The organism is Nocardioides hwasunensis, from assembly GCF_014779665.1.
Classification (GTDB): Bacteria; Actinomycetota; Actinomycetes; order Propionibacteriales; family Nocardioidaceae; genus Nocardioides; species Nocardioides hwasunensis.
Genome location: NZ_JACXYY010000001.1, coordinates 218,342 through 240,711, shown reverse-complemented (window position 1 = coordinate 240,711; position 22,370 = coordinate 218,342). Strand labels below are relative to the sequence as shown.

The 22,370-nt window shown below is 71.8% G+C and carries 23 protein-coding genes and 2 tRNA genes; 7 read left to right on the top strand and 18 right to left on the bottom strand.

The genetic code is table 11. The features are described 5' to 3' along the window. Positions 1-73 precede the first annotated feature (73 nt). From xylA to IEZ25_RS01170, 12 genes are all read right to left on the bottom strand, one after another. A complete protein-coding gene (gene xylA / locus IEZ25_RS01225; RefSeq protein ID WP_191197575.1) occupies positions 74-1,234 on the bottom strand; it encodes a xylose isomerase in 1,161 nt (386 codons plus the stop codon). Then, complete coding sequence (locus tag IEZ25_RS01220; RefSeq protein WP_224748259.1) at positions 1,231-2,424, bottom strand: Gfo/Idh/MocA family protein; 1,194 nt, start codon at positions 2,422-2,424, stop codon at positions 1,231-1,233. The genes xylA and IEZ25_RS01220 overlap by 4 nt, the downstream gene beginning before the upstream one ends. A 124-nt stretch (positions 2,425-2,548) precedes the next feature. Next, positions 2,549-3,625, bottom strand: coding sequence for a substrate-binding domain-containing protein (locus tag IEZ25_RS01215; RefSeq protein WP_191197574.1), 1,077 nt, complete (start codon positions 3,623-3,625; stop codon positions 2,549-2,551). A gap of 122 nt (positions 3,626-3,747) precedes the next feature. Continuing rightward, a complete protein-coding gene (locus IEZ25_RS01210; protein ID WP_191197573.1) occupies positions 3,748-4,836 on the bottom strand; it encodes an ABC transporter permease in 1,089 nt (362 codons plus the stop codon). Then, positions 4,833-6,344, bottom strand: a complete 1,512-nt coding sequence (locus tag IEZ25_RS01205) for a sugar ABC transporter ATP-binding protein (protein WP_224748258.1) — start codon at positions 6,342-6,344, stop codon at positions 4,833-4,835. The genes IEZ25_RS01210 and IEZ25_RS01205 overlap by 4 nt, the downstream gene beginning before the upstream one ends. Then, positions 6,341-7,612 carry an ROK family transcriptional regulator gene (locus tag IEZ25_RS01200; protein WP_191197572.1) on the bottom strand — a complete coding sequence of 424 codons (1,272 nt, stop codon included), beginning with the start codon at positions 7,610-7,612 and terminating at the stop codon, positions 6,341-6,343. The genes IEZ25_RS01205 and IEZ25_RS01200 overlap by 4 nt, the downstream gene beginning before the upstream one ends. A gap of 106 nt (positions 7,613-7,718) precedes the next feature. Further along, a complete protein-coding gene (gene xylB, locus IEZ25_RS01195) occupies positions 7,719-9,143 on the bottom strand; it encodes a xylulokinase (protein WP_191197571.1) in 1,425 nt (474 codons plus the stop codon). Positions 9,144-9,258: 115 nt separating this feature from the next. Further along, positions 9,259-9,331 (bottom strand) — tRNA-Glu (locus IEZ25_RS01190). An 87-nt stretch (positions 9,332-9,418) separates the two neighbouring features. Then, a tRNA-Gln gene (locus IEZ25_RS01185) sits at positions 9,419-9,490 on the bottom strand. Positions 9,491-9,563: 73 nt separating this feature from the next. Next, positions 9,564-10,568 carry a CPBP family intramembrane glutamic endopeptidase gene (locus IEZ25_RS01180; protein WP_191197570.1) on the bottom strand — a complete coding sequence of 335 codons (1,005 nt, stop codon included), beginning with the start codon at positions 10,566-10,568 and terminating at the stop codon, positions 9,564-9,566. A 4-nt stretch (positions 10,569-10,572) separates the two neighbouring features. After that, positions 10,573-12,063: a glutamate--tRNA ligase gene (gene gltX, locus IEZ25_RS01175; protein ID WP_191197569.1), complete on the bottom strand. Its 1,491-nt coding sequence runs from the start codon at positions 12,061-12,063 to the stop codon at positions 10,573-10,575. Between the two features lie 18 nt (positions 12,064-12,081). Further along, a complete protein-coding gene (locus IEZ25_RS01170; protein ID WP_191197568.1) occupies positions 12,082-12,894 on the bottom strand; it encodes a fumarylacetoacetate hydrolase family protein in 813 nt (270 codons plus the stop codon). 78 nt (positions 12,895-12,972) lie between these two features. Between IEZ25_RS01170 and IEZ25_RS01165 the strand changes: the two genes are divergently transcribed. Continuing rightward, a complete protein-coding gene (locus IEZ25_RS01165; protein ID WP_191197567.1) occupies positions 12,973-13,875 on the top strand; it encodes a 3-methyladenine DNA glycosylase in 903 nt (300 codons plus the stop codon). Further along, a complete protein-coding gene (locus tag IEZ25_RS01160) occupies positions 13,872-14,345 on the top strand; it encodes a barstar family protein (protein WP_191197566.1) in 474 nt (157 codons plus the stop codon). Before IEZ25_RS01165 ends, IEZ25_RS01160 begins: the two co-directional genes overlap by 4 nt. Here IEZ25_RS01160 and IEZ25_RS01155 read toward each other — a convergent pair. Then, positions 14,342-14,983, bottom strand: coding sequence for a sulfotransferase family protein (locus IEZ25_RS01155; RefSeq protein ID WP_191197565.1), 642 nt, complete (start codon positions 14,981-14,983; stop codon positions 14,342-14,344). The genes IEZ25_RS01160 and IEZ25_RS01155 overlap by 4 nt on opposite strands. 42 nt (positions 14,984-15,025) lie before the next feature. Between IEZ25_RS01155 and IEZ25_RS01150 the strand changes: the two genes are divergently transcribed. Continuing rightward, positions 15,026-15,649: a pentapeptide repeat-containing protein gene (locus IEZ25_RS01150; RefSeq protein WP_191197564.1), complete on the top strand. Its 624-nt coding sequence runs from the start codon at positions 15,026-15,028 to the stop codon at positions 15,647-15,649. 76 nt (positions 15,650-15,725) lie between these two features. On the opposite strand, the gene IEZ25_RS01145 is transcribed toward IEZ25_RS01150, so the two are convergent. Next, the gene (locus tag IEZ25_RS01145; protein ID WP_191197563.1) at positions 15,726-16,277 is read right to left on the bottom strand and encodes a TetR family transcriptional regulator; all 552 of its coding nucleotides are present in this window, start codon (positions 16,275-16,277) and stop codon (positions 15,726-15,728) included. Between the two features lie 94 nt (positions 16,278-16,371). On the opposite strand from IEZ25_RS01145, the gene IEZ25_RS01140 reads away from it, so the two are divergent. From IEZ25_RS01140 to IEZ25_RS01130, 3 genes are read left to right on the top strand one after another with little or no spacing between them, the layout of a single operon-like run. Further along, positions 16,372-16,983 carry a biotin transporter BioY gene (locus tag IEZ25_RS01140; protein WP_191197562.1) on the top strand — a complete coding sequence of 204 codons (612 nt, stop codon included), beginning with the start codon at positions 16,372-16,374 and terminating at the stop codon, positions 16,981-16,983. Next, positions 16,980-17,669 carry an energy-coupling factor ABC transporter ATP-binding protein gene (locus IEZ25_RS01135; RefSeq protein WP_191197561.1) on the top strand — a complete coding sequence of 230 codons (690 nt, stop codon included), beginning with the start codon at positions 16,980-16,982 and terminating at the stop codon, positions 17,667-17,669. The genes IEZ25_RS01140 and IEZ25_RS01135 overlap by 4 nt, the downstream gene beginning before the upstream one ends. Continuing rightward, positions 17,666-18,274 carry an energy-coupling factor transporter transmembrane component T family protein gene (locus tag IEZ25_RS01130; protein WP_191197560.1) on the top strand — a complete coding sequence of 203 codons (609 nt, stop codon included), beginning with the start codon at positions 17,666-17,668 and terminating at the stop codon, positions 18,272-18,274. The genes IEZ25_RS01135 and IEZ25_RS01130 overlap by 4 nt, the downstream gene beginning before the upstream one ends. A 120-nt stretch (positions 18,275-18,394) precedes the next feature. On the opposite strand, the gene IEZ25_RS01125 is transcribed toward IEZ25_RS01130, so the two are convergent. Further along, positions 18,395-19,789, bottom strand: a complete 1,395-nt coding sequence (locus tag IEZ25_RS01125) for an amidase (RefSeq protein ID WP_191197559.1) — start codon at positions 19,787-19,789, stop codon at positions 18,395-18,397. Positions 19,790-19,935: 146 nt separating this feature from the next. Continuing rightward, positions 19,936-20,490 carry an NAD(P)H-dependent oxidoreductase gene (locus IEZ25_RS01120; protein WP_191197558.1) on the bottom strand — a complete coding sequence of 185 codons (555 nt, stop codon included), beginning with the start codon at positions 20,488-20,490 and terminating at the stop codon, positions 19,936-19,938. Between the two features lie 74 nt (positions 20,491-20,564). Between IEZ25_RS01120 and IEZ25_RS01115 the strand changes: the two genes are divergently transcribed. After that, on the top strand, positions 20,565-21,155 hold the full coding sequence (locus IEZ25_RS01115; RefSeq protein WP_318151974.1) for a TetR/AcrR family transcriptional regulator: 591 nt from the start codon (positions 20,565-20,567) through the stop codon (positions 21,153-21,155). A gap of 16 nt (positions 21,156-21,171) precedes the next feature. Here the strand turns inward: IEZ25_RS01115 and IEZ25_RS01110 are convergent, their stop codons facing one another. Both IEZ25_RS01110 and IEZ25_RS01105 read right to left on the bottom strand, forming a co-directional pair. Further along, complete coding sequence (locus IEZ25_RS01110; RefSeq protein WP_344056943.1) at positions 21,172-21,585, bottom strand: DUF6264 family protein; 414 nt, start codon at positions 21,583-21,585, stop codon at positions 21,172-21,174. Continuing rightward, positions 21,546-22,256: a DUF305 domain-containing protein gene (locus tag IEZ25_RS01105; protein ID WP_191197556.1), complete on the bottom strand. Its 711-nt coding sequence runs from the start codon at positions 22,254-22,256 to the stop codon at positions 21,546-21,548. The genes IEZ25_RS01110 and IEZ25_RS01105 overlap by 40 nt, the downstream gene beginning before the upstream one ends. Positions 22,257-22,370: the final 114 nt, after the last annotated feature.

Genomic DNA, 22,370 nt, shown 5'->3' with positions numbered 1-22,370 from the left:
GTTCGGCCCCTGTCGTGCGGTGGTGTCGTGCGTTGCCGACCGGCGGGTTCGGCGCCCGCCGGTCAGGTGTCCCTCAGCGAGCGCCCATCAGGTGCTCGAGGGCGAGCTGGTCGAGCGCCTCCATGCCGACGCTGCGTGTGGCGAGCCCCTCGACGTCGTACGACGCTGCGCGGAGGTCGGAGAGCGACTCGCCGTCGTCGAGGGTCGGGGTGCGCAGGGTGGGCACCTCGGCCGCCTCGAGGGCGGCGACCACCTCCGGGTCGGCGCGGAAGGCCTGCACCCGGTCGCGGAGCATGAGGAAGTTGCGCATGCAACCGCGCGCGGACTCCCACACGCCGTCCTCGGCCTCCGCACGCGGGGGCTTGAAGTCGAAGTGCACGTAGCCGTCGTAGGTCTTGCCCGTGCCGGCGCCCTGGAGGGCGTCGACGGTCCAGAACGCGCCGCGCAGGTTGCCCGCACCGAAGCGCAGGTCCTGGTCGAAGCGAGGACCGTGCTGACCGTTGAGGTCGATGTGGAAGAGCTTGTCGTGCCACAGCGCCTGGCTGATCCCCTGCGCGAAGTTGAGCCCGGCCATCTCCTCGTGGCCCACCTCGGGGTTCAGGCCGACCATGTCGGGGTGCTCGAGCTCGGAGATGAGCGCGAGGGCGTGGCCGATGGTGGGCAGCAGGATGTCGCCGCGGGGCTCGTTGGGCTTGGGCTCCAGCGCGAAGCGCATGTCGTAGCCCTGCTCCTGGACGTAGGCACACAGGAGGTTGAGCGACTCGGCGTAGCGGTCGAGCGCGGCCTGCACGTCCTTGGCCGCCCCGTGCTCGGCGCCCTCGCGTCCACCCCAGAGGACGAACGTCTTGGCTCCCAGCGAGGCGGCGAGGTCGACGTTGCGCAGCACCTTGGCCAGCGCGTAGCGGCGCACCTCGCGGTTGTTGGCGGTGAGACCGCCCTCCTTGAAGACCGGGTGGCTGAAGAGGTTGGTCGTGACCATCTCCACTGCGAGACCGGTCTCGGCCAGCGCCTTCTCGAACTTCTCCAGGACCTTCTCCCGCTCGTCCTCGTCCGGGAGCAGGTCGTCGTCGTGGAACGTCACCGCGGCTGCGCCGAGCTCGGCGAGCTTGTAGGTCGCCTCGACGGGGTCGAGGAGGGCGCGCGAGCTCGGCCCGAACACGTCGGTGCCCTGCCAGCCCACCGTCCAGAGGCCGAACGAGAACTTGTCCTCGCGGGTGGGTGTGTAGTCGGTCATGCGGAAATCTCCTGCCAGGAGTCGGTGTCGGAACTTGTCTCGACCGCGGCCAGGACGCGTTGCACCTGGAGTCCGTCGGCGAAGGAGGGGGCGGGATCGGTGCCGGCCGCGATGTCGCGGACCAGGTCGACCGCCTGGTGGACGAAGCTGTGCTCGTAGCCGATGACGTGGCCGGGCGGCCACCAGGCACCGACGTAGGGGTGGCCCGGCTCGGTGACGAGGATGCGGCGGAACCCACCGGTCTCGGCGGGGTCGGTGCCGTCGAAGAAGTGCAGGACGTTCATGTCCTCGAAGTCGAAGGCGAGGCTGCCCTGCGAGCCGTTGATCTCGATGCGGATGGCGTTCTTGCGGCCGTTGGCGAACCGGGTCGCCTCGAAGACCCCCATCGCGCCACCGGCGAAGTCGGCGAGGAAGGTGGCGGCGTCGTCGACGGTGACCCGGCCCGTGCCCGCGCCGGCCGTGCCCGACAGCCCGGAGTGCTCGCTGGGGAGCGGTCGCTCGTCGACGAAGGTGCGCAGCCGTCCCGAGACGCGCCGGATGTGGTCTCCGGTGATGAACTGCGTCATGTCGATGATGTGGGCGCCGATGTCGCCGAGCGAGCCGGAGCCGGCCTTGTCCTTCTCCAGGCGCCAGGACAGCGGCGCCTGCGGGTCGACGATCCAGTCCTGGAGGTACTGGGCCCGGACGTGGTGCAGCGTGCCGAGCCGTCCGTCCGCGACCAGCTGGCGGGCCAGGGCGATCGCCGGCACCCGCCGGTAGGTGAAGCCGACCATGGCCCGTACGCCGTCGGCCGCGGCCCTCTCGGCGGCGCGGGTCATCGCCTCGGCCTCCTCGACGCTGTTGGCCAGGGGCTTCTCGCAGAGCACGTGCTTGCCGGCCTCGAGGGCCGCGATGACGATCTCGGCGTGCGTGTGGCCCGGCGTGCAGACGTCGACCAGGTCGACGTCGTCACGCTCGACGAGCGCCCGCCACGAGGTCTCGGTCGACTCCCACCCGAGGCGCTCGGCGGCAGCGGCGACACCCTCGGGATCGCGGCCGGCCACCGCGGTCATCCGCGGGCGGAGGGGAAGGTCGAAGAACCGGCCGGCCGTGCGCCAGGCGTGGGAGTGCGCAGCGCCCATGAAGGCGTAGCCGACCATGCCGACCGACAGGTCATGCGTGCCGCCGGGGGCATCGGAAGTCGTGGTCATCGAGGGCTCCTCAGGGCAGGCCGAAGCAGGGGTGGGGTCGCGCGAGCGTCAGGTCGGGCGGTGGGTGGAGCGGTGCGTGGACCGCGGCGGCTCCCCACGGGGGTGGGAGCCGCCGCGGACCGCCTCAGGACTCGAAGGCCGTGTCGAGGTACTGGTCGACGTTGTCCGAGGTGACGACCGGGGCGAAGAGCTGCACCGTGCGCGGGACCTCGACCTCGACCAGGTCGCCCATCGCCTTCTGCTGCAGGAGCAGTCGGGCGAGCTTCACGCCGTCGGCACCCTGGGTTGAGGGGTAGATGACGGTGGCCTTGAGGACCTTGTTGCCGTCCTGGATGTCGCGCATCGCGTTGGCCGACCCGGCACCGCCGATCATGGTGAACTCGTCGCGGCCGGCGTTCTCGATGGCGGCCAGGACACCGATGCCCTGGTCGTCGTCGTGGTTCCAGAGGAAGTCGATCTTCGGCTCGGCCTGCAGCAGGTTGGCGGCGACCCGCTCACCGCTCTCGACGGTGAAGTCGGCGGCCTGGCGGGCGTCGACGTCGAGGCCGCAGTCGGACAGCGCGTCCTCGAAGCCCTGGCTGCGGTCCTGGGTCAGCGGCAGGGAGTCGATGCCGGCGATCTCGGCCACGACGGCGTCCTTGTTGCCGTCGGCCTGCTCGCAGACGTACTGGCCGGCCGAGACGCCCATGCCGTAGTTGTCGCCGAGGACGGTGACGCGCGCGGCGTTGGCGTCGTCGAACTCGCGGTCGACGTTGATGACCGGGATCCCGGCCTCCATGGCCTTGAGCGCGATCGGGGTCATCGCCGCACCGTCGAAGGGCAGCAGCACGATGGCGTCGACCTTGTCGTTGATGAAGGTCTCCACCTGGCTGATCTGGAGGTTGACGTCGTTCGTGCCCTCCGCGATCTGGAGGTCGATGTCGGGGTACTGGTCGGCGAGGTCGCGGACGTTGTTGGTGATGGCGGCCATCCAGCCGTGGTCGGCCGCGGGAGCGGAGAACCCGATCGTGACCTGGTCTCCCTCCTCGTCGTTGCTGCCAGCGGCAGCCACCGGGGCGGCGTCGGAGCTGCCCTTGTCGTCGTTGGCCGCGTCCTCGGCGCTGCCGGTGCAGGCCGCGAGGGTCAGGACGGCGACCGCGCCGACCACGAGGCCGGAGTAGCGGCGGCTCTGGTGCCGTCGGAGGGGGGTGCGCAGTCGCATGGTCGTGCTCCTTGGTGGTGTCGATGGGTGCGGTGCTGTCGCCGGCGGCGGTGCGGTGCCGGCGTGATGGTGCAGGTGGGTGTGCAGGTGGTGCAGTGTCCGAGTGCGGGGTGGTGTGGCGGCTAGGTCGAGCTCGCCCGTCGTGCCAGGCGCTGCTGGAGCAGCACGGCGACGACGATGATCAGGCCCTTGGCGACCGCCTGGGTCGAGGTGTCCTGGTTGTTGAGGGTGAACACGTTGCCGAGGGTGGCGAAGATGAGGACGCCCAGGACGGTGCCGACGATCGTGCCGCGGCCGCCGGTCAGCAGCGTCCCGCCGATGACGACCGCTGCGATGACGTCGAGCTCCATCATGAAGCCATGGGTCGACGTGCCGGTCGTGGTGCGGCTGACCAGCATCAGGGCGGCGAGCCCGCAGCAGAAGCCGACGAGCACGTAGAGCAGGACCGTGTGCAGGTTGACGTTGATGCCGGCGAGGCGCGCTGCCTCCGGGTTGCCGCCGACGGCCAGGGTGCGCCGGCCGAACGTGGTGCGGTTGAAGAGGACCCAGCCGGCGACCGAGACGACCGCGAAGATCACCACGAGCAGCGGGACGCCCAGCACGTCGGTGGAGAAGAAGTCCTTGAAGCCGTCGACGGTGACGATCTGCGTGCGTCGCTCGGAGATGATCTCGGCCAGCCCTCGGGCGGCTGCGAGCATGGCGAGGGTCGTGATGAACGGGACCACCTTGCCGTAGGCGATCACCAGTCCGTTGACCAGACCGCAGCCCGCGCCGACCGCGAGCGCGGCGAACACCATCACCAGCCAGTGCGTGTCCTGGGCCATGGCCTGGGTGGCGAAGGTCGTCGCCCACACCGAGGACAGCGCCAGGATCGCGCCGACCGAGAGGTCGATGCCGCCACCGGTGATGACGAAGGTCATCCCGATGCTCACCACCCCGATCGTGGAGGCGAAGCGCAAGATGGTGAGGGTGTTGTCGATGCTGGCGAACCGGTCGCCGGCAGTGATCACGCCCGCCGCGCAGATGAGCAGGAGCGCCAGGACGAGTCCGAGGTTGCGGCCGAACGGCCCGCTCATCAGCCCACCGCCGGCGGTGGGCTCGCTCCCCGACGCGGCGCGCTCCACCGAGATGGAGTCCTGCGAGGGGGCGAGGGGGTTCTCCACGGCGGCCACGTCGGGCCCCTTTCCGGTTCCTGAGGTCTGATCGCTCATGCGGCGCTTCCTTCCATGACAAGGTCCAGGACGCGCGACTCGTCGATCTCGGTCGCGGGACCTTCGTGCACGACACGGCCCTCGCGGACCACGAGGACCCGGTCCGCGAGCCCGAGCACCTCCTCGACCTCGCTGGACACCACGACCACGGCGACGCCGGAGTCGGCCAGCGAGCGGACGAGGGCGTAGATCTCGGCGCGTGCGCCGACGTCCACCCCCCGGGTGGGCTCGTCGAGCAGCAGCACGCGGCACTCGCGCAACAGCCACCGGGCGAGGACGACCTTCTGCTGGTTGCCGCCCGACAGGAGGCGCACGAGGCGATCGACCCCGGCCGGGCGGACGTCGAGGGACTCCGTGAGCTCGGTCGAGCGCCTGCGCTCGGCGCGGCTGTCGAGCAGCCCCAGCCGGCTGAAGCGGCTCATCGAGGACACGGTGATGTTGCTGTAGATCGCCTGGTCGAGCAGCAGTCCCTGGGACTTCCGCTCCTCCGGGCACAGGCCGATGCCGGCCTTGACGGCAGCCGGGACGGAGCCGCGGCGCAGCTCGCGACCTGCGACGCGCACGGTGCCGGCCGACGGGCGGCGGGCGCCGTACAGCGTCTCGAGGATCTCCGAGCGGCCGGCGCCGACGAGCCCCGCGAGACCGACGATCTCGCCGGCACGGACCGTGAGGTCGACACCGGAGAAGACGCCCGACAGCTCGAGGCCGCTGACCTCGAGGACCCTCTCGGCGTCGACGGGGACCACGCCGCCACGCGGCGGGAAGACGTACTCGATGGAGCGGCCCGTCATCAGCTTGATGAGCTCGCTCGTGGGCGTCTGGTCGACGGCGAGACCGGTGGCCACGGTGCTGCCGTCCTTGAGGACGGTGATCCGGTCGCCGATCTGGCGGATCTCCTCCAGCCGGTGGGAGATGTAGACCACGGCCACCCCCTCGGCGGTGAGGTCGCGGATGACCCGGAACAGGTTGTCGACCTCGCCCTGGTCGAGGACGGCCGAGGGTTCGTCGAGGACGAGCATCCGGGTGTCCTGGGAGAGCGCGCGGGCCATGCTGACGATCTGCTGGGCCGCGGGCGAGAGCCGGCCGACGGCACGGGTGGCGGGGATCTCGGGGTGGCCGAGCCGGGCGAGGAGCTCACGCGTGCGTCGGTTCGTCGTGCTGCGCTGGCTGAAGCCACCCCTGCTGAGCTCGTGGCCGAGGAAGATGTTCTCGGCGACGCTGAGGTCGGGGACCAGGTCGAGCTCCTGGTAGATCGTCGAGATGCCGAGGTCCATCGCGGCCTGCGGCGTGGACAGCGAGACGGGCTCGCCGTTCCAGAAGATCTCGCCCTCGTCGGGCTGGTAGCTGGCGGAGAGGATCTTGATCAGCGTCGACTTGCCGGCGCCGTTCTGGCCGAGCAGGCAGTGCACCTCGCCCGCGCGCACGTCGAGCTCGACGCCGCCGAGCGCCAGCACGCCGGGGAATCGCTTGACGATGCCGCGCATCGTCAGCAGCGGAGCGTCGGTCATGACGTCGCCTCCAGGGTCTGCACGGTCCGGGGGACCAGGGTCGGGTCGTCGTAGACGTGGTCGATGGCGACGGCAGCGGCTCCGTGCACGGCGGCGGAGAAGCCGAGGGCGGAGCGCGCGATCGTGGTGCCCCCTGCCTCGGGGGCGAGCACTCCGGCGGCCAGCTCGCCCTCGACGTCGGCCTGGATCCACTCGCCGATCTCGCCGAGATAGCCGGAGAGCACGATCGTGCCGGGGTTGAGGACGTTGGTCAGCAGCGCCGCACCGGTGCCGACCCAGCGGCCGACCTCGTGCAGTGCGGTCAGGGTCCGCTCGTCACCGGCGCTCGCGCGGCGGGTGATCTCCTCGACCTTGCCCTCGAGGTCGAGGTCGGCCGAGTGGAGCACGTCGGCGGTGTCGACGGCGACCAGGTCGATCAGGTGGCTGAGGCCGATGACGGTCTCCCAGCACCCCGTGCGTCCGCAGCCGCACCGGCTGCCGTCGCGGTCGACGAGCATGTGGCCGAACTCGCCCGCATACCCGCGTGATCCGGGGTAGGGGCGACCGTCGGCGATGATCCCGCCACCGATGCCCACCTCGCCGTGGAGCACGAGGATGTCGCGGCGGTCGGGGTCGCCCGGGGTGGCCTCGGCGACGGCGGCGAGGTTGGCCTCGTTGTCCACCTCGAGCAGGTAGGCGGGGTCGTGCAGCTTGGCGCGCAGCAGGCTGGCGAGCCCGACGCCCTGCCAGCCCAGGTTGGCGGCGACCGAGACGGTGCCGCGGTCATGGTCGACCAGGCCGGCCACACCGACGACGGCGGACACCGGGGTCGCGCCGAGGGCGGCGAGGTCGGCCATCGTCCCCTCGAACAGCTCGACGAGCCGGTCGACGACCTCGTCGGGCTCGAGGCCGCGGGTGTCGACCGACCGGCGCCGCTCGCTGACGACGGTGCCGGCGAGGTCCACGGCGCGGGTCGACACGTGGTGCACGTTGATCTCGGCACCGAGGCCGTAGGCGCCTGCTCCTTCGACCTCGACGATGGTGCCCGGCCGGCCGACGGCGCCGCGCTCGGCGTTGCCGTCGCGGACCAGGCCGCGCTCGAGGAGCTCGTTGACCAGGCTCGAGACGGTCGCCTTGTTGAGGCCGAGGTCGGCGGCGAGGCGCGCCCGCGAGCGACCGCCGTGCTCACGCAGGCTGCGGAGCAGGAGCGAGAGGTTCGCGCGACGGACCGTGCCCTGGTCCGAGCCGCCCGTGCTGGTCGTCGACCAGCCGTCCCTCACCTGCGACATCCGCCGCCCCTCGCCTCGGTGTGACCTGCGTCACGCACTTAGTTTGATGGACCGCCAAACTAAGTGCGTGACGACAGTCACGTCAAGGGGTTCTCTCAGGGAATGCTCAGGTGGTCCGGTCCAGGTGCTGCTCACGGCCCTCGGCGTAGCGACGGCGCACCGTGTCGTCGGGCTCAGCGACGTGGCGCGAGGTGCCCTCGCGCTCCCACGCCGGCGGGGCGTCGGCTCCGGACAGCGCCCATGCGGCCTGACGGGCGGCGCCGTCGGCGACGTACTCCCCCGGCGGCGGCACGTCCACCGGGATGCCGAGCACCTCGGCCGCGACGGTGCGCACGGCCTCGGACGCGGCGGCACCCCCCACGAGCAGCGCCCGCGCAGGCTCGACCCCGGTCGCGACGACGGCATCGAGCCCGTCGGCCAGGCTGCACAGGAGGCCCTCGATCGCGGCGCGGGCCAGCGCCGGCCGGGTGGCGGTGGCGAGGGTCAGGCCGTGCAGGGAGCCGGTCGCGTCGGGACGGTTGGGCGTGCGCTCACCTTCGAGGTACGGCACCAGCACCAGCCCTCCGGCGCCGCGGGGTGCCTCGAGCGCGAGCGCGGACAGGGTGTCGTGGTCGACGTCGAGGAGCCGAGCCGCCGCATCGAGCACGCGAGCGCCGTTGAGGGTGGCCACCAGCGGCAGGTACAGGCCGGTCGCGTCGGCGAACCCGGCCACCGAGCCGGTCGGATCGCTCGGGGCCACGTCGGTCACCGCGGTGACGACGCCGGACGTGCCGATCGAGACCACGACGTCGCCCTCCCCCGCACCCAGGCCCAGCGCCGCTGCCGCGTTGTCACCCGCGCCGGCACCCAGGACGGCCCCGGTCGCCGCAGTGGCTGCGACGGCTCCGGGCGCCACCACGCGAGGCAGGTGGGGCACCGCCCCGAAGGCGCGCTCGAGCAGGTCGGGGCGGTAGGAGCCCGTGGCGGCCGACCAGTAGCCCGTACCGCTGGCGTCGCTCCGGTCGGTGGTGAGGTCGGCGACGTCGGTGCTGCCGGAGAGCCTCCAGGTCAGCCAGTCGTGCGGCAGGCACACCGCCGCCGTACGACGTGCGTGCTCGGGCTCGTGCTCGGCGAGCCATCGCAGCTTGGTGATCGTGAAGGACGCCACCGGCACGACGCCGACCGCGTCGGCCCAGGCGCGACCACCCGCGTCGGGGCCGCCGAGCTCGTCCACCAGGTCGCGGGCGGCGCCGGCCGACCGGGTGTCGTTCCACAGCAGCGCGGGACGCACGACGGCTCCGTCCTCGTCGAGGCAGACCATGCCGTGCTGCTGCCCTCCGACGCTGATCGCGGCCACGTCGTCCAGGCCCCCGGCCTCGGCGATCGCCTCCTGCAGCGCTGTCCACCAGTGCTCGGGATCGACCTCGGTGCCGTCCGGATGGCGCGCCCGGCCCTGGCGCACGAGCGCGCCGGTCCGGGCGTCGCGGACGACCACCTTGCAGGACTGCGTGGACGAGTCGATGCCGGCGACCAGCCGGGGTCCGTCGATCATGGCCGCGGATGCTAGCCCACGGGCGTCAGGGCCGAGCCCGAGCGGCCACGGACCGGGTGCGGCGACGAGTCCGGAAATGGGTCGAGGCCCGGTCCTGGGACCGGGCCTCGTGCTGTACCCCCGACCGGATTTGAACCGGCGTTACCGCCGTGAGAGGGCGACGTCCTAGGCCGCTAGACGACGGGGGCTTGCAGGTGCTGCTCGCGAGCAGCGGGAGGAACTCTATCCGGAGATCGAGCGTGCCTCCAAATTCCGACCCAAAGGGCCAGAACTCGCTGGGGTACTAGGACTCGAACCTAGAATAACTGGATCAGAACCAGTCGTGTTGCCAATTACACCATACCCCATGGGGGTATCGGACCGACCGGGACTCGATCGACTTGACCACCATGCGGTTCCTCTCAGAACCGATCCCGAACGTTACACGCGGGGTGGCTGGCCGATCAATTCGGGGCGTCCCGACGCGGGCGGGAGCGCCCCTCCGACCGGAGGCCCGACGTTGACCAGCCCCATCGCCTTGGCCACCCAGCTGGCGAGGCCGAGGTAGACCAGCGACTGGGCGAGCGTGGAGGCGATCATCCACCAGCTGGTGGGCGCGCTCGCGTTGAGCGCCTCGGTCATGTCGCCGAACGACAGCGCGAGGCCGTAGGCGAAGAAGTTGTTGAGGACGTGCATCGCGATCGCGGCCTCGAGCCCGCCCGTGCGGATGACCAGGATGCCCGCGACCACCCCGAACGCGAAGCGGTCGAAGAAGACCGGGACGCTCTGGCCGGCACCGTGCGCGAGGGCGAAGAGCAGCGACGGGACGAGCACCGCGAGGATGAGCGAGACCCGGCGGTTCGAGACCATCGACCCGAACGCCTGAGTCAGGTAGCCCCGGAAGACGTACTCCTCCCCCGCGGCCTGCAGCGGCGTCAGCAGTGCGATGACGAGCAGGAAGTCGCGCGTCGTGCTGGTGAAGTCGTTGATCGAGCCAGAGGCCGCGGCGCCGTCGGGTGTGGGCACCACGACGGCGACGAGCAGGCTCGCGAGCAGCGCCACGACCGAGATCGGCAGGCAGGCCAGCAGGAAGCGCCACCGCAGCCGGGGCGTCACCGACGAGAGCCACCGGGGCCTGAGCCGGTGCAGGGCCCAGATGACCAGCCAGCTCGCCGGGATCGCCAGGGCCAGGATGACGTTGAGGACGGCCAGGCCGGTCGGCGAGACCTCGCCGGTGATGTCGAGGACGGCGGTGGCCTCCTCCATGCTGCTGCCGGTCGCGACCAGCACCGCGACGGCGATGCCCCCGGCGACGAGCGGCACGAGCGCGAAGACCAGCACGAGCAGCACCGCAGCGCCGACCAGCGACCGCCACCAGCCAGGACGTCCGACTCGGTGGAGCTCGTGGTAGCGGGGCCGGAAGCTCGGGTCGAGGGGCTCGATCATGGCCTCAGTCGGACTGCGAGTCGGGCTGCGAGTCCGACCGGGGGTCGGACATCGCGTCGTGGAGGCGCGCGAGCGACCGGTCGCGGCCGAGCAGCTCGAGGGACTCGAAGAGAGGTGGGCTCACCTTGCGCCCCGTCGCCGCGATCCGGACCGGGCCGAAGGCGACGCGCGGCTTGAGCTCGAGACCCTCGATCAGCGCCACGCGCAGCGCCTCCTCGATGGCCGCGGTCGACCACTCGTGCAGCCCGGCGAGGGCGTCGTACGCCGTCTTCACCACGCTCCTGGCCGTGTCGTCGAGGTCGTCGTGTCGCTCGAAGTCCGCTTCGTCGACGAACAGGAACCCGAGCATCGTCGGTGCCTCGGTGAGCTTGTTGATGCGCTCGGCGACCAGGGGCATGGCGAGCTCGAGCAGCTGGGCGTCGGCGCTGCTGACCGGGTCGCCCACGACGCCCGCGGCCTTGAGGAACGGCAGCGCCCGGTGGGTGATCTCCTCCACCGACAGCAGCCGCATCTGCGAGACGTTGATCGCCTCGGCCTTCTTGAGGTCGAAGCGCGCGGGGTTGGCGTTGACGTCACCGATGTCGAACTTCTCGACCATCTCCTCGAGGGAGAAGATGTCGCGGTCCGCCGCGATGGCCCAGCCCAGCAGCGCGAGGTAGTTGAGCAGACCCTCGGGCACGAACCCCTGGTCGCGATAGGCCAGCGCGTGCGCCTCGGGGTCGCGCTTGGACAGCTTCTTGTTGCCCTGCCCCATGACGTAGGGCAGGTGACCGTAGGCCGGGACCTCCCGCGCGACGCCCAGCTCGACCAGCGCGGCGAACAGCGCCAGCTGGCGGGGCGTGCTGGAGAGCAGGTCCTCACCGCGCAGCACGTGGGTGATCTCCATCAGCGCGTCGTCGACGGGGTTGACTAGGGTGTAGAGCGGGTCGCCGTTGGCGCGCGACAGCGCGAAGTCGGGGACGTTCTCGCTCTCGAAGGTGATGTCGCCGCGGACCAGGTCGTTCCAGGTGATCGAGCCGTCGGGCATCCGGAACCGCACGACGGGGTTGCGGCCCTCGGCCTCGAAGGCGGCGCGCTGGTCGTCGGTGAGGTCACGGCAGAAGCCGTCGTAGCCCTGCATCTTCGAGCCGCTGGCCTGTCGCCGCGCGACGACCTCGTCGTTGGTGCAGAAGCAGTCGTAGGTGTACGACGACTCGTGCAGGCGGGCCAGCACGTCGCGGTAGATCTCGCCGCGCTCGCTCTGCCTGTAGGGGCCGTGCGGTCCGCCGACCTCGATGCCCTCGTCCCAGTCGAGGCCGAGCCAGCGCCACAGGTCCAGGATCGCGTCGTAGGACTCCTGGGTGCTGCGCTCCCGGTCGGTGTCCTCCATCCGGAAGACGATCTGGCCGCCGTGGTGCCGGGCGAAGGCGTAGTTGAACAGCGCCGTCCGGATCAGGCCCACGTGCGGGGAGCCGGTCGGGGACGGACAGAACCGGACGCGTACGGGGGTGCTCATCTCTCAGGCTCCTGCTTCTCAGTTGCGCCGGGCGACCGGGTTGGTCAGCGCGCCGATGCCGGCGATCGAGATCTCGACCTCGTCGCCGACCTGCATGGGACCGACGCCCTCGGGGGTGCCGGTGAGGATGACGTCGCCGGGCAGCAGCGTCATCACCGACGAGACGTGCGCGACCAGGGCCGGCACGTCGAAGATCATGTCGGCGGTCGTGCCGTCCTGGACGACGTCGCCGTTGAGGTGGGTCTGCACCACGCGACCGTCGACGAAGGCCTGAGGGTCGAGGTCGGTCTCGATCCAGGGCCCGAGCGGGCAGAACGAGTCGAAGCCCTTGGCGCGGGTGAACTGCACGTCGGACCGCTGGAGGTCGCGGGCGGTGACGTCGTTGGCGATGGTGTAGCCGAAGATCACGTCGGTGGCCTGCTCGGCGGGCACGTCGCGACAGATGCGCCCGATGACGACGGCGAGCTCGCCCTCGTAGTGGAGGTCGCTGGTCTGCGGCGGGTAGAAGATCGGGTCGTTCGGCCCGACCACCGTCGTGTTGGGCTTGAGGAACATCAGCGGCTCGGCCGGCACCTCACCGCCCATCTCGGCGGCGTGGGCGGCGTAGTTCTTGCCGATGCCGACGACCTTGCTCCGGGGGATGATCGGCGCGAGGAGTCGTACGTCGCTGAGCCTGTGCTCCTCCTCGAGGAGCTTGATCCCCGAGTAGAGCGGGTCGCCGGCGAGCGCCACGACGACCGAGTCGTCGGCGGGCTGGCCGAACTCGTCGACCTCACCGGTCACGACCCCGAACCGCGGCTCCTCGCCCGTGCTGAACCTGCAGATGCGCATGGGCCGAGGCTATCCAACGCAGGGGCGTGCGAGCTCGCCGAGTCGGTCGAGGGCGCGCGGTCGCCGTACCGTGGGCGCGTGCAGGTGCTCTCGGAGTCGCAGTGGCGGCCGCGCGCCGCGGCCCACGCCGCGCGGATCGACGCCTTCGTCGCACCGCACCTCACGCGCCGGGCCGAGCAGGTGAAGCACCCCGTCCACGACTTCCTCTTCACCTACTACTCCCACCGGCCCGCCCAGCTGCGCCGCTGGCACCCGGGCTTCGGCGTCGCGCTGGCGGGCGCGGAGGAGCACACCGGGCTGAAGGGCTACACGAGCCTGGGTCTCGACACGCTCGGTCCGATCGCTGCTCGACCGGCGGCCGTCACCGTGTCCGCCGGCTTCGTCGAGTCCCAGCTCCCCCTCCTGCGCCGGCTCCACGTCCTGCTGACCGCGACGGCCGGGCGCGCGCCGCAGCTGGCCTGCTTCGGCCTGCACGAGTGGGCGATGGTGCACCGCTCCGCCGAGCACGGGACACGCCACGACTGGCCGCTGCGCCTGGGACAGGACGGCACCGACGCGGTCGTCGAGTCGCACCGGATCGGGTGCTCGCACTTCGACGCCTTCCGGTTCTTCACCCCGACCGCTCGGCCGCTCAACACCCTCCAGCCCGGACGCGACGACCGCCCCGACTTCGAGCAGCCGGGCTGCCTGCACGCCGGCATGGACCTTTACAAGCACGCGTTCCGGCTGAGCCCGATGGTCGCGAGCGACCTGGTCGCCGACTGCTTCGAGCTCGCCCGCGACATCCGCGAGCTCGACATGCGGGCCGCGCCCTACGACCTCGCGGACCTCGGCTTCGAGCCGGTCCGGATCGAGACCGCGGAGGGCAAGGCGGCGTACGTCGAGGCGCAGCGCGGGTTCGCCGAACGCGGCGCCCCGCTGCGGGCCCGCCTGGTCGCCGAGTGTGAGCGGCTGCTGGGCGTCGTACCCTCGCCGGTGTGAGCGACCGACCGCACGTCCGCACCGAGCTTCCGTGGCTGCGGTCCGGCCCGATCCACAAGATCCACACGAGCGCGGTGGGCGAGATGGACGCGTTGATCGAGCGGGCGGGATATCTCCGCATCGACCTCGACGGCCGTGCGATGACCTCGCGCGCGGCGGCGCACGCGGAGATCGGGCGGGCCTTCGGCTTCCCCGACTGGTACGGCCCCAGCTGGGACGGCTTCAACGACTGCATGGGCCACTTCGTCATCGAGCACGACGGCGCGCTGGTGGCGGTCGTGATCCACGACGTCGAGGCGGCGGCCGCGGCGGCACCGGTGAGCGCGATCGAGGTCGGGTGGGGCTTCCTCGAGGTGAAGTTCGGCGTCATCCCGACGCTGGGCGCCGGCCAGACCGCGACGATCGAGCTCGACCTCTACATGGTCGGCAGCGGGCCGGACTTCGACCGGCCGGACGGCGTCGGGGCCTAGAACTCGTAGCCGAAGGCCTCGATGGTGTCGGCGAAGACGTCGGCGACCCGCTGCTTGGAGGTGGCGGTGTAGAGCTCGCGGTAGTGACCGGCGGGACGGGCGTTGCCCTTGGCGCGCGGCAGGTCGGGCGCACCGGGGAGCCCGAGCTCGTCCCAGACCTCCTGGAGCTCAGCGTCGAGGCGCTCGTAGCGCAGCACCCGGTCGAGCGCCATCTTGCCGCGGATCCGGTAGAGCCGGCGGTTGTTGGAGAGCTGCTCGATCCAGATCTCCTGCACGTAGGCCTCGAAGTCGGGCAGCTCGGGTCGGTCCTTGTACTTCCAGAAGTAGAGCGAGACGACGGCGTCCCAGGGGTTCCGCTCGATCGCGAAGGTGAAGTAGTCGGCGAACGCCTCGGCGCCCACCAGGTCGCGGGTGGCCTTGGCGCCCATGTGGTTGTAGGCCTTGCGCGGCAGCGGCGGGGACTGGAAGTTCTGCGGGGGACGGCCTCCGGCGGCCTGGCGCAGGGCCTCGTCCTCGGGGCTGATCTCGGTGATGATGTCGTCGGGTCCGCACACCTTCGACAACGCGATCTCCACGCTCGTGCCCGCCGTCTTGCGGGTCTTGAGGAAGACGAAGCGGTGCTGGTGGGACGCGATCACGGGGACGACCCTATCCGTCGACCCACGGATAGCGTGGCCGCCATGACCGACCCCTGGGCTGCCACCGACCAACCCCACCGCGGCCACCACTTCCGTGGCGAGGACTGGTACGGCGACGACCTCGGCGCCGCGCGGTTCGTCGACTGCACCTTCACCGACGTCGACCTCTCGGAGGCCACCACGTCGGGCGCGCTGTTCGAGGGGTGCACCTTCCACGGCGGCCGCTTCAACGCCTCCACCCACACCGCGACGGCGTTCGTCGGCTGCGACTTCCGCCGCACGTCGTTCTTCGACGCGACGCTCGACGGCTGCAAGCTGGTCGGCAGCACCTTCTCCGAGTGCACGCTCCGCCCGCTCGACGTGACGGGCGGCTCGTGGCTCGGCGTGACGATCCGAGGCGCGAACCTGTCGCGCGTCGACCTCAGCGGCGTCGACCTGCGCGAGGCCGACCTCTCGCTCAGCGACCTCACGCTCGCCACGCTGGCGGGCGCTCGGCTGGACCGCGCGCTGCTGCGCGAGACCACCCTCGACCGCACGGACCTGCGCGGTGCGAGCCTCGGCGGCGTCGACCTGACGGCCGCGGTGCTGCGGGCGACGAGGCTCGACCTCGCCGGAGCCGTGCTGCTGGCGGAGCTCCACGGCGCCGAGGTCGACACCAGCGCCTGATATCTGAGGACGTGACGTACGGATTTGCTTCCGACTGACGTACACCACGTCCTCAGATATCCCGGGGGCGGTCAGGTCAGGGCAGGCGGGCGCGGAGGCCGTCGATGACCAGGTCGAGGCCGAGGTCGAAGTCCGGCAGCGACTCGAGGGACCGCTCGACGGCTCCGAGGCTGACCGCCTGACGCGCGGTCTGCTCCTCGAAGGCGTGGCCGAAGACGTAGTGCACGAGGGTGCGCGACGCGACGGCGACCAAGTCGTCGGGCACGTCGGCCGAGCCGAGGATCGCCTCGATCTCCTTGACCGGCGCGGCCGCACCGAGGCCGAACGCCGACACCGTGGCGACCACGTCGGCACCGTCGGTGCAGGCGAGCATCGCGTGTCGGAGCTCCGAGCAGACCTCCCGCAGCTGGTCGGGCCACTCGGCGGCCGTGCGTGGTCTCGCACCGCGGGAGAGGATCTCGTCGGCGACGGCGGCGAGAAGGGCCTGCTTGCTCGCGAAGTGGTGGTAGATCGCGCTCGGCTGGACGTCGAGCTCGGCTCCGAGTCGGCGCATCGTCAGCGCGGCGAGGCCGTGGTCGTCGAGCAGGGCGACGGCGTGGGCCAGCACGTCGGAGCGGTGGTGCGGCACGGCATACCCCCGACCTGATCATTGACGCGCGGACCCGGCGACCCTAACCTGAACACCGTTCAACTGATCACCGTTCAGGTAGAGGATCCCGCGCATGAGCACCCGTCGCAACCCCGGCACCGACATCGCCCTGGTCGCCGCGTTCGCCGCACTGATCGCGGCGTGCGCCCTGCTGCCCGCGATCAAGGTCGCCGGCCCGGTGCCGGTCACCCTGCAGACCTTCGCGGTGCTCCTGTCCGGCGCGGTGCTCGGCAGCCGCCGCGGCTTCCTCGCCGTCCTGCTCTACGTCGCCGGCGGCGCAGCCGGGCTGCCGATCTTCTCCGGCGGGGCCGCGGGTCTCGCCGTCCTGGCCGGTCCCACCGCCGGATACATCGTCGGGTTCCTCCTCGCCGCCGCGCTGTGCGGCGCGATCGTCGAGCGGCTCCCCCGCCGCTCCCTGGTCAGCCCGATCGCGATCTTCCTCGCCGGCCTGATCAGCTCGGCGGTGTTCATCCACACGCTCGGCATGGCCGGCCTCGTCCTGCGCGCCCACCTGACCTGGGCCCAGGCGTGGGACGTCGACAAGATCTTCTGGATCGGCGACGTGCTGAAGAACGTGGCGATGGCGCTCGTCGCGACGGCCGTGCACCGCGCCTTCCCCGACCTGCTCGGCCGGCCCGTCGCCGCCCGCACCGAGGCACAGCGCGAGGGCACGCCCGCCGCGTGAGCGAGATCCACCTCGAGCAGGTCACCGTCACGGTCCCGACCCACGACGGTGAGCGGGAGATCCTCCACGAGACGACGCTCCACCTGGTCGAGCAGCGCATCGTGCTGATCGGCCCCAACGGATCCGGGAAGTCGACCCTGGCGCGTCTGGTCAACGGGCTGGTCCCCGCGACCACCGGCCGGGTGCTGGTCGACGGTCTCGACGTGGCGCGCGAGGGGCGCGACGTACGGCGTCGGGTCGGGTTCATGTTCACCGATCCCTCCGCGCAGCTGGTGATGCCGACGGCGCGCGAGGACGTCGCGCTCTCGCTGCGCCGCCAGGTGAGGGACAAGGCCGAGCGCCTCGCGAGCGCCGACCGGGTGCTCGCCGACTTCGGCCTCGAGGGCTTCGGCGACCGCAGCGTCCATGCGCTGTCGGGCGGCGAGGGCCAGCTGCTCGCGCTCGCCGGGGTGCTCGCCACCGAGCCCTCGATCCTGGTCGCGGACGAGCCGACGACCCTGCTCGACCTCGGCAACAGCCGGAAGATCGGCGGGCTGCTGCTGGGCATCCCCCAGCAGCTCGTCCTCGTCACCCACGACCTCGAGCTCGCCGCGCGCTGCGACCGCGCGCTGCTGGTCCGCGGTGGCCGGGTCGAGCGCGACGGCATCCCGGCCGAGGTCATCGAGCACTACCGGCGCACTGCATGAGCGCCCAGCTCCTCGGTCTGCACCAGCCCGGCACGACGTGGCTGCACCGGCTCCCGGCCGGCGCGAAGCTGCTCGGCCTGATGGCCGCCAGCCTCGTCGTGGTCGTCGTACGCGGGCCGGGGTCGGCGGTGGCGTTCCTCGCGATCGCCACCGTGCTGCTCGTGTGGTCGGGGGCCAGGCTCGGCCTCACCCTCCGGGCGATGCGGTGGCTCCTGCTGACCGCGGCGATCCTCGGCGCGTGGACGGTCTGGCAGAACGGGTGGCCGCGCGCGGTCGAGGTCGTGGGCGACCTCGTCGCACTGATCCTGCTCGCCACCACGCTCACGGTGACGACCCCCGTCGACGAGGTGCTCGACGCGGTGGCCCGGGGGCTGCAGCCACTCCGGCGGGTGGGGGTCGACCCCGAGGCCGTGGCACTGGCGTTCTCCCTCATGCTGCGCGCGATCCCGACCACGATCATGCTCGCCGAGGAGTCGCGCGACGCGGCCCTCGCGCGCGGGCTCGAGCGCTCACCGCGGGCGCGGCTGATCCCCTTCGTCATCCGTGTCGTCGCGCGTGCTCGCGACACCGGCGACGCACTGCACGCACGCGGGATCGGCGACTGATCACCAGCCGGGCGGGCGCCTGGGCGCCAGGGGGCTGGAGTCGCCGGATATCCGGTGACCACCCCGCTTGTCACACCAGATCTCGGCCGACAAGCGGGAGACTCGGGTGCAAAGCTCGCGTCACCAGCCGGGTGGGCGCCTGTCCACCCACGGCACGGCCGCCTCGACCTGCGCGGCCACCGAGAGGAGCAGCTCCTCCTCGGCCGGTCGGGCCGCGAGCATGACGCCGACCGGGGGGCCGTCGTCGGTCAGGTGGAGCGGCAGCGACATCGCCGGCATGCCGGTGACGTTCCAGGCACTGGTCCACGGCGTGAACGCCTTCTGGTTCGCGAAGTCGCGAGCGGGGTCGGCGTCGTCGCGCAGCTCGCCGACCAGCGCGGGCGGACGGGCGAGGGTCGGCGTGAGCACCACGTCGTACGCCGCCAGCGCGGCGAGCGCGACCGCGGCGTGACGCCGCATCCGGCCGATGGCGAGGCCGAGCTCCGGACCGCTGACGGCGTGCCCGAGCCCGCCGAGCCAGCGCGTCAGGGGCCGGAGGCGGTCCTCGCGGCCGGGCGGGGCCGGCGACAGCGCGGTCAGCACCGCCCAGCAGGTCTCGAAGTCGGCCGTCGCCTCCGGCGGGATCGGCACCGGGACGTCCTCGACGTCGTGGCCGAGCTCCTCGAGCAGTCGCGACGCGCCCTCCCACGCGGTCACGCTGGTCGGGTCGACCTCGACGTCCGCGATCACCGGCGTGATGAAGCGTGCGACCCGCAGCCGGCCGGGCTCGCGGTCGCAGGCGTCGAGGAAGGGCGCAGACGGAGGAGGCGCCCAGGACGGGTCGCCGACGCGTCGCCCGGCGAGCACGTCGAGGAGGGCGGCGGCGTCGCGGACGGTGCGCGCCAGGGTGCCCGCGGTCGCCAGCCCGACCGGGTCGCCGTACATCGGTGCGCCGCTGATCCGGCCGCGCGAGGGCTTGAGCCCGACCAGGCCGCAGCAGGAGGCAGGGATCCGGATCGAGCCACCGCCGTCGGAGCCGGGGGCGACGGGCAGCAGGCCTGCCGCCACCGCGGCCGCGGCGCCGCCCGAGGACCCACCGGCGGTGCGGGTGGTGTCCCACGGCGTCACGGCGGGCGGCGCGACGTCCGGCTCGGTGTAGCACGGCGAGCCGAACTCCGGGGTGTTGGTCTTGCCCAGGCTCGGCATCCCGGCCGCCTCGACGGAGAGGACGAGGTCGTCGGACTCCTCGGGCACGAAGTCGTCGTACGCCGCCGAGCCGAAGGTGGTGCGGACGCCGGCCGTCGGGTGGAGGTCCTTGATGCCGGTCGGGACGCCCCAGAGCGGACCTGCTGCTCCCGGGCGCCCCTGCTCGGTCAGTCGTCGCGCGTGCTCGCGCGCACGATCGTGGGTGGTCGTGACGAAGGCGCCGACGTGGTCGGCACGATCGGCGTAGTGCTCGACCAGCTCGAGCGGCGACACGTCACCGTTGCGCACGGCGTCGCCCTGCTCGAGCGCGGTCAGGTCGTGGAGGGACACGCGTTCGACCGTAACCTCACCGCTGGTCGAGCAGCGAGCGAAGCTCGCGTGTCGAGGCCGAGGCCGAGGCCGAGGCCGAGGCGACTGTCCACCTCGGCTTCGACACGGGCTCGTTCCTCGTCCTGCTCAGCCAGCGGGGAGCCGGATCAGGCCGCGGCCTCGACCTCGTGGGCGACGAGGGCGTCGAGCGCGCCGAGGAAGCGCTGGATGGCCTCCTCGTTCTGCAGCGGGTCGCCCTCGACCGCGGACTCGTCGACGACGATGCCCTCGACGACGACGGCGCCGGCGATGGTGGCCGAGTGACGGGCGTGCTCGTGCGACCACTTGCCGCCGTACGGCGTGGGGGTGGCGCCGATGGCCGCGAACGGCTTGCCGACGATGGCGCCCTGGCCGTAGGGGCGCGAGAGCCAATCGATGGCGTTGTTGAGCACGGCCGGCATGGTGCCGTTGTACTCGGGCGTCACCGCGAGGACACGGTCGGCGCCCGCGACGGCCTGGCGCAGCGCGGAGGCTCCGGCCGGCACGGTGTCGCCGTCGATCTCCTCGCTGTAGAACGGGATGGTGTCGAGGCCCTCGACGACGTCGACAGTCACACCGGCGGGGGCGTGGTCGCGCAGGTGCTCGGCGATGCGACGGTTGAGGGAGCCGGCGCGGTGGGAGCCGAGGAGCACGGCGACACGGGTCTGCTTGTCAGTGGTCATACCCGCCTAAACGGACCATGGTCCGCTTTCATTCCCGGTGCGGCGATCTTTCTCGGACCCCTACCCTTGGCCGCGTGACCCACCTGCTGCCGATGGCGGACGAGCCCGCCCCGGAGCGGGCCGACGCGGCGCGCAACCGGGAGGCCATCCTCGCCGCGGCGCTGCGGCTGGTCGCGACGCGGGGGGTCGACTGCGTGACGATGGACACGGTCGCGTCCGAGGCCGGCGTCGGGAAGGGCACCGTCTTCCGACGCTTCGAGACCCGCGAGGGTCTGATGGCCGCGGTGCTCAACGAGTCGGAGGCGGCCTGGCAGGGCAGCGTGATCTCCGGTCCCCCGCCCCTCGGACCGGGAGCCCCGGCCCACGACCGCCTGCTCGCCTTCGGCCACTCGCGCCTGCGCACCAACGTCACCCACGGCGCACTCATCAAGGCCGCCACCGGCTCCCACTCGGCGAGGTCACGAGCCGCGGCGTCGTTCGCCGTGATGCACGTGCGGCACCTGCTCGGCGAGCTCGGCGTGACGGGCGACCTCGTGCTGCTCGCGACCGCGATCTTGGCGCCGCTCGACGTGATGGTCCTCGAGCAGCAGCAGGCCGACCACATCTCGCTCGACCGCATCGAGGCCGGGTGGGACGACCTGGTCCGTCGGGTCGTCGGGGCCTGAGCGACCCGACGGCCGGCTACGAGCCGACGGCGCCGAAGGTGATCAGCGCGCCGATCCACCACGTGCCGGCGGCGACCACGACGGCGACCAGGGGGACCCACCACGTCGCACGACCGCGCCGCCACCGCACCACCACCCACACCAGGGCCGCGAGGGCGACGATGATCGGCGACGTGGCCGAGGTGAAGACGCCGGTCGCGACGAGTCCGTCGTTGCACTCCGTGCCGCTGCCGCAGGAGTCGGACGCCATCGCGGTGAGCAGCCCCATGAATCCGGCAACCGGCGCGAGGACCGCGAGGCCGATCAGCAGGATGACGGTGACGACACGATCGGTCGCCCGGGTCTCCTGCGGCGCGACGGCGTACGTCGCCGGCTCGGCCATCGCGTGACCTAGCCGATCTTGCTCGCGGTGAGGTGTCGCTTCATCGATGCGATCTCGACGGCCTGGTCGGACCCGATGTGGCTCGCGATCTGGAAGATCTCGGACTCGAGCCCGCCCTCGTCGCCGCCGAGCAGGGTCTCGACCATCCTGATCGCGCCCTCGTGGTGGTGGATCATCGACTGCAGGAAGAGGCGATCGAAGCGACCGCCCGTGCTCGCGGCGAGGCGGTCGAGCTGGTCCTGCGACAACATCCCGGGCATGTCCGCGTGGTCGTGCTCGCCCGTCTCCTGCTCCCCGTGGTCGCCGTGATCCCCGTGGTCGCCGTGGTCGCTACCAGCAGCCTCGGGCTGCTGACGCTCGCTCAGCCACCCCTCCATCATCGCGATCTCGTCGGCCTGCGAGACCTCGATCCGCTCGGCCATCACGCGGAGATCGGGGTCAGCGGCGCGGTCCTCGACGAGGGCGGTCAGCTCGAGTGCCTGCTGGTGGTGCGGGATCATCATCTCGACGAACTCGATGTCCGCGGCGGTGTGGGTCGGCCCCTCCACTGCGTCGGCCTCCTCCGGCGAGAGCGTGCGTCCGGCCTCTCCCGGGCCTCCGAGCTGGACGACCGGGGCTCCACTCTCGGTGGACGACGCGTCCTCGGGCTTGTCCTCGGTGCACGAGGCAGTGCCGAGGACGACGACGAGTACCGCGCCGAGCCGGGTCAGGAGGGTCATTCGAGCTCACTTCCGCTATTCATCCAGTGTTCGCAATACGTCTTTAGTTCGTGGTGCAGGACACATCGGCGTCGCTACGTTGCTCGGCATCATAGGTCGTGCTCGGTCGTCGGA